12 protein-coding genes are annotated in these 9,046 nt (G+C 47.0%); 7 read left to right on the forward strand and 5 right to left on the reverse strand.

The window, feature by feature from the left end; genetic code table 11:
- The first annotated feature begins 69 nt into the window (after window positions 1-69).
- The 7 genes from rplU (at window position 70) to COW15_RS08290 (ending at window position 4,444) form a co-directional block, all read left to right on the forward strand.
- Window positions 70-381, forward strand: coding sequence for a 50S ribosomal protein L21 (gene rplU, locus COW15_RS08260; RefSeq protein ID WP_007650348.1), 312 nt, complete (start codon window positions 70-72; stop codon window positions 379-381).
- Window positions 382-395: 14 nt separating this feature from the next.
- Entirely contained in the window at window positions 396-650 is a 255-nt protein-coding gene (rpmA, locus tag COW15_RS08265; protein ID WP_007650346.1) for a 50S ribosomal protein L27, read from the forward strand.
- Window positions 651-865: 215 nt separating this feature from the next.
- Entirely contained in the window at window positions 866-2,032 is a 1,167-nt protein-coding gene (gene cgtA / locus COW15_RS08270; RefSeq protein ID WP_293631715.1) for an Obg family GTPase CgtA, read from the forward strand.
- 27 nt (window positions 2,033-2,059) lie between these two features.
- Window positions 2,060-2,821, forward strand: a complete 762-nt coding sequence (locus tag COW15_RS08275; protein ID WP_293631716.1) for a threonine/serine exporter family protein — start codon at window positions 2,060-2,062, stop codon at window positions 2,819-2,821.
- On the forward strand, window positions 2,818-3,291 hold the full coding sequence (locus COW15_RS08280) for a threonine/serine exporter family protein (protein ID WP_293631717.1): 474 nt from the start codon (window positions 2,818-2,820) through the stop codon (window positions 3,289-3,291). The genes COW15_RS08275 and COW15_RS08280 overlap by 4 nt, the downstream gene beginning before the upstream one ends.
- A gap of 30 nt (window positions 3,292-3,321) precedes the next feature.
- Window positions 3,322-3,804, forward strand: a complete 483-nt coding sequence (gene folA, locus COW15_RS08285) for a type 3 dihydrofolate reductase (RefSeq protein ID WP_293631718.1) — start codon at window positions 3,322-3,324, stop codon at window positions 3,802-3,804.
- Window positions 3,805-4,027: 223 nt separating this feature from the next.
- Window positions 4,028-4,444, forward strand: a complete 417-nt coding sequence (locus COW15_RS08290; protein ID WP_007650329.1) for a DUF3718 domain-containing protein — start codon at window positions 4,028-4,030, stop codon at window positions 4,442-4,444.
- A gap of 199 nt (window positions 4,445-4,643) precedes the next feature.
- Here COW15_RS08290 and COW15_RS08295 read toward each other — a convergent pair whose 3' ends face one another.
- The 5 genes from COW15_RS08295 to COW15_RS08315 all read right to left on the reverse strand — a co-directional run.
- The gene (locus COW15_RS08295) at window positions 4,644-6,665 is read right to left on the reverse strand and encodes a methyl-accepting chemotaxis protein (RefSeq protein WP_293631719.1); all 2,022 of its coding nucleotides are present in this window, start codon (window positions 6,663-6,665) and stop codon (window positions 4,644-4,646) included.
- Between the two features lie 96 nt (window positions 6,666-6,761).
- Window positions 6,762-7,586 (reverse strand): symmetrical bis(5'-nucleosyl)-tetraphosphatase, encoded by an 825-nt coding sequence (locus COW15_RS08300; protein ID WP_293631720.1) that lies wholly within the window; start codon window positions 7,584-7,586, stop codon window positions 6,762-6,764.
- Between the two features lie 21 nt (window positions 7,587-7,607).
- Entirely contained in the window at window positions 7,608-7,988 is a 381-nt protein-coding gene (apaG, locus tag COW15_RS08305) for a Co2+/Mg2+ efflux protein ApaG (RefSeq protein WP_293631721.1), read from the reverse strand.
- Window positions 7,989-8,043: 55 nt separating this feature from the next.
- The gene (rsmA, locus tag COW15_RS08310; protein ID WP_198782526.1) at window positions 8,044-8,850 is read right to left on the reverse strand and encodes a 16S rRNA (adenine(1518)-N(6)/adenine(1519)-N(6))-dimethyltransferase RsmA; all 807 of its coding nucleotides are present in this window, start codon (window positions 8,848-8,850) and stop codon (window positions 8,044-8,046) included.
- Between the two features lie 15 nt (window positions 8,851-8,865).
- Window positions 8,866-9,046 (reverse strand): 4-hydroxythreonine-4-phosphate dehydrogenase PdxA (locus tag COW15_RS08315; RefSeq protein ID WP_293631722.1); only part of this gene is annotated, 181 nt, incomplete at its 5' end.

Here is a 9,046-nt window from a genome sequence, read left to right on the forward strand (position 1 = left end):
AAGTTTTTGTAGCGCCCTGCCTCCCAAAAGTGCGAGCCAGCGTGTTAGGAATATCGGAGTAAAATAGCTATGTACGCTGTTTTTCAAAGTGGTGGTAAACAACACCGTGTAGCCCCTGGCCACACAGTTCGTTTAGAAAAATTAGAAGTTGCAACTGGTTCAACTGTTGAATTTGATCAAGTTTTATTGATCGCTGACGGTGAAACTGTGCACGTTGGTGCTCCTTTAGTAGCCGGCGGTAAAGTCGTTGCTGAAGTAGTCAGTCATGGTCGTGGCGAGAAAGTAACTATCGTTAAGTTCCGTCGTCGTAAGCACCACGACAAGAAGATGGGCCACCGTCAGTGGTTCACTGAAGTTAAAATTACTGCTATCAACGCATAATAGGAGTCTAACTCATGGCACATAAAAAAGCTGGCGGTTCTACTCGTAACGGCCGCGATTCAGAAAGTAAACGTCTAGGTGTTAAGCGCTTTGGCGGTGAATCAGTTCTAGCTGGTAACATTATCGTTCGTCAACGTGGTACTAAATTCCACGCTGGTGTAAACGTGGGTATTGGTCGTGACCACACTCTGTTTGCTCTGACCGACGGTAAAGTGAAATTCGAAGTTAAAGGTCCTAATAACCGTAAGTTTATTAGCATCGAAGCTTAATTTTCGAACCTAGCTTATACTGTTAAAGCCCCGCCATTGGTGGGGCTTTCTGTTTTTTATGCTTCTATTTACACTGCATCAATGGTGAATTTGGTAAATCATTACCGGATTGAGGGTGTTGGCAGGTAAGATTGGGAGCAAAGTATCTCGAGTTTTTTGGCGGCCGATGAAGTTAGACGGTATAATTCCTTCATTCAGCGATGCCAGGAGTAAGTATGAAGTTTGTCGATGAGGCAGTAATTAGGGTCGAAGCGGGCGACGGCGGTAGCGGTTGCGTAAGTTTTCGACGCGAAAAATATGTACCTGATGGTGGTCCTGATGGTGGTGATGGTGGTGACGGCGGCAGTGTCTATCTGCAGGCCGATGAAAACTTCAACACCTTAATCGAATTCCGTTTCGAGCGTTTTCACATGGCTGAGCGCGGTGAAAATGGTCGTGGTCGAGACTGTACCGGCCATAGCGGTAAAGATCTGATCTTAAAAGTCCCCGTGGGAACCCGTGCCATTGACCATGAGACTGAGGAAGTGCTCGGTGATTTGACCACCCATGGTCAAAAACTCTTAGTCGCTAAGGGGGGCTTCCATGGTTTAGGTAACACTCGTTTTAAGAGCAGTACTAACCGTGCTCCGCGGCAAAAGACCTTAGGAACACCCGGTGAAGTCCGTAGCCTAAAGCTTGAGCTATTACTGCTTGCCGACGTGGGCTTGCTCGGTATGCCCAATGCGGGAAAATCGACTTTTATTCGCGCCGTGTCCCGTGCTACGCCTAAAGTTGCCGACTATCCCTTCACGACTTTGGTCCCCAACTTAGGAGTGGTCAATCCGCGTCCTGGCCAAAGTTTTGTGATTGCCGATATTCCAGGTCTCATCGAAGGAGCAGCCGAAGGTGCGGGTTTAGGTATTCGCTTCTTAAAGCACCTTGAGCGTTGCCGTATTTTACTGCATATCATCGATATCGAACCTATCGATGGAACCGATCCGGTTGAATCGGCGCGTGCCATTGTGGGTGAACTTGAAAAGTACTCCCCTAAATTGGCGGGTAAACCGCGTTGGTTAGTCTTTAACAAAACCGATCTGCTGCTCGAAGAAGAGCTGCAAGAGAAGGTTGAGCGCATCGTTAAAGAACTAGAGTGGGAGGGGGATGTCTATACTATCTCCGCCTATAACCGCGAAGGCACCAAAGAGCTAGCCTTGAAGTTGCTGGATTATATTATGAGTCTTCCACCAGAAGACAATGAAGTTAATCCTGACGATGAAGTCGAGTTCAAGTGGGATAATTATCATCAAGCCAATCTGGATTCCATTAATGAAGATTATGATGATGATTTCGATGACGACTTTGATGATGACGACTACGATGTAGAAGTGATCTACCAAAGATAATACTCATGTCTTAGTTTTGAGAACGCTGTGTACGCTGATACTCAAAATGATATTACTCGGCAGGTTGTGCGCGTAGCACAACTGTTACTGGCCTACGGTGCAGAATCTGATTTAGTTGAAGAAATCAGTCAGCGCCTAGGTCAGGCTTTGGGCCTTGCCAGCGTTGAGCTTTCTATTTCTTCAAATTCCCTTGTGTTGACCAGTTTGGTTCACGGTCGTTGCATCACGACAACCCGTCGTATTCGTGAGCATGGCATTAATATGACCATAGTCTGTGAATTACAACGTATCTGCTTATTGGCCGAAAAGGGCCTATATGGACCGAATGAAGTCCGTAAGCGTCTCGCACGTATTGAGCCTAAAACCTATCCTCCATCGCTAGTCATACCTATGATAGGTTTATCCTGTGCCAGTTTTTGTCACTTATTCGGCGGTGATATAGCAGCAAGTGTGATTACGTTTTTTGCCTCGGCAGTTGGGATGTCAGTTCGTCTCGCGATCGCTAAACGCCACTTTAATTTACTGGTCAATTTTGCGGTCACTGCTTTTGTTATCAGCTTAATTGCCCAAACTGGGTATCTGTTTTCCCTAAGCGAAACTCCGCAGTCCGCCATGGCTGCCAGTGTGTTAATGCTAGTGCCGGGTTTTCCGATGATTAATGCGATTTCGGATATGGTGAAAGGACATATGAACGTAGGCATCTCCCGCTGGGGGCACGCGACCTTGCTGACGGTTTCATCTGTGATTGGCATCACCATTGCGATGCAACTTGGCGGTATTTTTCTATGATGGAATTGTTGACTATATTGCTCCATGACGCTTTCTTTTCGGCCATTCCGGCCGTGGGTTTTGCTATGGTTTTTAATGTGCCCAAGCGTTTTTTACCCTACTGCGCCTTAGCCGGAGCGATAGGCCACAGCTCGCGTACCTTAATGCTACAATTTGGTCTTCCTATCGAGTGGGCAACGTTTGCGGCTGCGGCGATCGTAGGTACTATCACTATCGGATTTGCAAAGCGCCATTTAGCGCCACCTTTAATGTACGCTGTGGCGGCCATTATTCCAATGATCCCTGGGACCTATGCCTTTAATACTGTGATTGCCTTAGTGCAGCTGACGGCCCAGTCGCAGGTGAGTCAAGAGCTGACGGGGCAAGTGATCAGTAATGGTTTAAAAACTGTCTTTATCTTGGGGGCTCTATCGGTTGGGCTCGCATTACCGAGTTTGCTGTATTTTAGAACCCGTCCCGTTATTCAATAGTTTTAATATCCCCACAACACAGGAGTGAGCATGCGCATTGCTATGATAGCCGCGATGGCAAACAATCGAGTCATTGGAAAAAACAATAAAATGCCATGGCATCTTCCAGAGGACTTGCGTCACTTTAAAGCGATGACCTTAGGCAAACCCGTGGTGATGGGACGCAAAACCTTTGAATCCATCGGTAGACCCCTTCCTGGACGACATAATATCGTGATTTCGCGTCAAGTCAGCCTCATGATTGAGGGTGTCACCTGTGTGGCGTCCTTCGATGCGGCAAAGCAAGCCGCGGGTGAATGTGAAGAGTTGGTGGTGATCGGCGGTGGACAGCTCTATGCTGAAGTTTTGCCCCAGGCGGATATTCTCTACTTAACCCAAATTGACTTAGAGGTTGAAGGCGATACCTATTTCCCTGAATGGGATGGAGATAATTGGCAGGAAACGGAATCCTTGTCTAGTATAAATGCCGATGGGCTGGAATATCGCTTTATCAATTTGGCAAAAAAATGTTAAATTACCTACTCTGTTGTGTACCCTGTGCGTATGGATTGTCAATATGTCTATGGTATTAGATGTTGTTGGGCATTGAGTGTCGGTAAAACTGAAATAACTAATTGTGGGTTATCGAGGTTAATCGCCAATTGCTAACACCAAAGAGGCTAATATCCGTTAGATATCTATGTAGACCATACAGAATTGATAACAAAATTATAAGAAAGTATTTAAGGAGTATCGGATGCGTCTTATGCCTGTAGCCTTGGCTGCACTCATCGGTTTTAGCTATGTTTCTGTTCCAGCAACGGCAGAAGCCGCCGAAGCAGATCCCTTAGTCGCCAGTATCTGCGACTATGTAAAAGCGAACGATAAAAACCGTTTACGTAAAAAGTTAAAAGAAAGCCGCGTGAAATTACGTCAGATTTATAGCGGTATCAGTTGTGATGGTCAAAGCCTGTTGCGTACAGCCTATGGCGCGAATGCAAACGATGCCGGTGAGTTTGTGGCAAAGCGTTTGTCTGTCACTGAACTGAGTGTTCCCGAAGCGGACGGTATGACGATTCAAGCTTGGGCAGAGGGTAATGGCCATGGTGCTAGCCCAATCACAGCAGCAATTAAAGAACGTTTAGGTGCAGCTGCGGGTGGCGAAGAAGAATAATCGCGATCTTAGTGTATAAACAAGCCATCGATATACTTACCTGTTTATTGGCCTGTTAAAACCTATCGCAATTAAATGCCGAATCTTTATTCGGCATTTTTATGTCTGAAAAATACTCTGCGGATCTCGTGCTCTGCGATCTAGTGAGATAAAAAATAAGGGCCGCATTGCGGCCCTTATTTGACTCCAGTGGTTGGATCTAGACCCTAAACTCACCGACTGAGGCTTGCAGCTCTTCGGCTAATTTGGCTACCTGATGACTCGACTGAGCCGTTTGATCGGCACCTATGGCGGTTTCTTCGGAGATGGCTGCTATATGCTCCAGTTTCTCGGAGACTTGCTGACTCACTAAATTTTGTTCCTGCGCGGCATGGGCAATATGGGTTCCCGAATCATAGGCCTTATGCACTGATTGGCTGATGGTTTCTAGGGCTAAGTTGGCCTGCTCGGTTTTTTCCACACAGGCATTTGCTTGGGCGCGTCCCATATCCATGGCGGCTACGGCTTGCTCTGCCCCCTGTTGCAGCACTTCAATCATTTGCTGGATTTCACGGGTAGATACTTGGGTACGAGAGGCAAGACTGCGTACTTCATCTGCCACCACGGCAAAGCCGCGTCCTTGCTCGCCGGCACGTGCCGCTTCAATCGCCGCATTCAGTGCTAGTAGGTTAGTCTGCTCGGCGATCCCGCGGATCACATCGAGAATCGAGCCTATGGAGGCACTGTCGGATTGTACTTTGTTGATCACTAGGCCCGCTTTTGCTACTTCGTCGGCTAGGGCCAAGATAGTGCGTTTGTTCTCTTCGGCAATGGCGCGCATATGCTGGGTTTCTTGATCGGCTTGCTTGATCTGTTCCAGCGCTTGATCGGCACTCAGTGAAACCTGTTGTGCACTCGAGCTTAGTTCTGTGGTTGCCGTAGCGACTTGATCTACTTGGCTCTTTTGTTCCTGGATGCCAGAGGTGGTTTGCGCCGTGATGGCTGAGGTTTGCTCTGCGGCGGCGGCCAGTTGGTTTGACCGATCTAGAATGCCAATAATCAATCCACGTAGGCTATCCACCAGGCGGTTACAGTTTTTAGCGAGCTCTGCAAATTCATCGTGACCAGAGTCATCTAGCTTATGGGTTAAATTACCGGAGGCTAAGACATTAAGGGCGTTATTCACTTGATTGAGTGAGCGTTTTAATGGATTGACGACGGCGATACTGATGATAATGGCTGCCACTATCGCAATCAGTACGACTATGATGGTTCTAAAACTTGCCGTATCAATTTTAGCTATGGTTTCTTGGCTCATATTGGCCGCAACTGACTCGATGTTATTGCTGACATCTTCCATATTGCGATTGATGGTTTTTGCATCTTTTTCAATAACAGTTAATTGATTGTTCGATGTTTGAGTGTGTTTCAATTGGCTCGATTTCAGTAACAACATCGAGTTTGGCCCTTCAAAGAGGGCTAGCACTTTACCTATATCCTGATTAATGGATTCTAAGGTGTCGTTATCAACAATGCCCTGGGCATGGCGATTGACATATTCGAGTCTATTTTTAGTTTCGCCTAGGATGTAATCGAGTTCTTTTGAGATCAGCTCATGTTTACTCATTTCTTCGTTGCTGACTAAATCGGCAATTGTGGTAATGAGATTGCCAAGGCTAGTGTCTATCGCGCTTGCCGATGCAGCAAGGCTCTGGGCATCCGGATTTTGGCTAGTTTCAAGATCGATCACATCTAGCAGAACCGAGGAGGCATCATCTGCGGCATTCTCGAGTTTTTTCTTCAAGCCAACTAACTGTTCTTGCTTGCTCAGGGCCGCTTCGCGTTCAGTAAACATCGCTAGGCTATCGCGTTCGAAGGTGGAGAAGCTGCCACTCAGTTGCGAGATTAGAGAAGGTAAATTTGTTTGGCTTTTGACTAATTGAGTGAGATTAACGATCTCGCTCTTGAATTGGCTGCTATGTTCATCGAATACCCGACGAATATCGGGAATATTAGCCGCTTTTGGGGCGTGATAGGCGATAAGAACCTGACGCTGTTGCTCACTTAAACTCTCGGTGAGATGGTTAGTGGCCTTAAGTGCTGGCAAGCTTAATTCTTGCATCATTGCCGAACTATCTTTGAGACTTATATTCGTTAGATAGGAGGTAAATCCTAACAACACAAGTAAAAGCGTAACAATGCTAAACCCGCCAATGACTCTGGTGGCTACATTAACTTTCATAGGATACTCCGGTTATTATTATATTTTCCAAACGAAAAGATTATAAAATTCAGGACTTAGGCGCACAGTCGTTTATCGACCATAGCTGACTTTAGTTTAACTCTTTTTTAACCTTTTTTGGGTAATTTTTTGGTCTTTTTCAAGATGCCATAGGGTAAGGTGTTCACCCCAGCAACATCCCGTATCTAACGCTTTTAATTGGGGATCGTTGACTTTCCCCATTAGGGCTGCCCAATGGCCAAAGACTAATGTGTGGCTTTGGCGTAGCGGCGATGTAAATTCAAACCAAGGGCGTAACTGTGGATTAGTGCAATCTTCAGGGGGCTGTTTACAGGCAAAATCCAAGTGTCCATCAACATAGAGGTAGCGCATGCGGGTGAGCGCGTTAATACAAAAGCATAATCGGTTGAGGCCTAATGATGTGGGATCCCAGCGGACGCTCATATCTGAATACATTTGACCTATTAAAGCCTCAAGATAGTCAGCTTGTTTGAGGGCATGGCTGACCAGTGCCGACTCTTGTCTTAGGATGTCTAGCGACCACTGGGGTGGGACACCTGCATGGGTCATAATGACTCGCTGTTCGGGTAATTCCCGCATTAGGGGTTGATGCCTCAGCCAGTCTACTAGGCCATCGATATCGGGTGCATTGAGCAGTGGTGTGAGGTTATCGCCGGGTTTATCCCGTTTTAATTTGCCATGGAGGGCGAGCAGGTGCAGATCATGGTTGCCCAATACGGTTTTGGCCGAGTCGCTGAGGGATTGAAAATAGCGCAATGTGGCTAAGGAATCAGGGCCCCGCGCAACCAGATCTCCCACAGCCCAGAGTTCATCTCGGGATGGATTAAAGTCGACTTTTGCGAGTAATCTCTGTAATTCGACAAAACAGCCTTGAATATCACCAACAAAATAATGGGCCACAATATCCTTTCTACAGCTAAATCAATGTAACAGACCAGGCGTTGCTAAACGGAAGGGTTTAATGATCGCTTGAAAATGCTCCCCCGACTCGCTGACCATACCATAAGTGCCGTGCATGATGCCAAGGGGCGTATCGAGTACAGTGCCACTGGTATATTGATAGGCAGTATTCGGTGGGATTGTCGGGGTTTCACCCACAACGCCTGCGCCTTGAACTTCACTGGTATTGCCATTGGCATCGGTGATGATCCAATGGCGGGTTTCAAGTTTTGCCGCTTGATCGCCGAGGTTGATAATGGTGATGGTGTAACTGAAGAGGTATTTTTCATCCTCGGGGGAGGATTGCTGCTCAATATACTCAGTCTTGACTTCGACCCTAATCGAGGTGTCCAATGCGCTCATTTTCATTCCTGCAATGAGGTTGGGCACTCAGTCATGCCCAACATTCTTAGCCTAATTACGCTCTTTTATCACATACCATGTTCGCCATCGCCACATATTGCTCGACGCTGATCTGCTCTGGTCGCTGGCTTTGATCTATGCCTAGTTGCTCAAATTCTGCATCGCTCAGCATATGTTTGAGGTTATTGCGCAATGTCTTGCGGCGCATGTTAAATGCAGTAGTGCACAGCTGGCGCAGCACGTTGACATCTTTACACGGGAAAGGCTTTTCTGCATAGGGTAAAAGACGTACAACCGCAGAGTCCACCTTAGGGGCCGGTGTAAAGCTGTGGGGGGGGACTTCCAGTACGGGCACGACTTGGCAGAAGTACTGTGCCATAACAGTTAAACGGCCATAGGCTTTACAACCAGGGCTTGCCGATAAGCGTAGGACGACTTCCTTTTGCAACATAAAGTGCATGGTTTCGATTTGCTCGGCAAATTCGAACAGATGGAACATCAGTGGTGTTGAGATATTATAGGGTAAGTTACCAAAAACTTTGAGTTTTTTACCTGGAACGCTGAGCTGACTAAAATCAAACTGCAGGGCATCGCCTTGGTGAATGGTCAGCTTATCCTTAAGAACCGGATGTTGGTGCAAGCGTTCAACCAGATCGCGGTCTAATTCCACTACGGTTAAATTATCGACTGCGAGTGCGACGGGCTCAGTTAAGGCGCCAAGGCCTGGGCCGATTTCCACCATCACATGGTCATTATCGGGGGCAATAGCGCCCACAATACGGTTAATCACATTGCCGTCGGTTAAGAAGTTTTGTCCAAAACGCTTTCTGGCCGTGTGGCCTAAATGTACTTTGTTGCTCATTAATAATGTAATCGTTTAGTTTGTTGAGGATAACTCAATGGCTTTATTCAGAGCACAGACAAAACTACCGATATCGGCCTTGCCTGTACCCGCGAGATCGAGCGCCGTACCATGGTCAACCGAGGTACGGATATAGGGTAAACCTAAGGTGATGTTTACCGATTTGCCAAATCCCTGTGACTTGAGAACGGGAAGC

This window comes from Shewanella sp. CG12_big_fil_rev_8_21_14_0_65_47_15 (assembly GCF_002783505.1).
GTDB lineage: Bacteria > Pseudomonadota > Gammaproteobacteria > Enterobacterales > Shewanellaceae > Shewanella.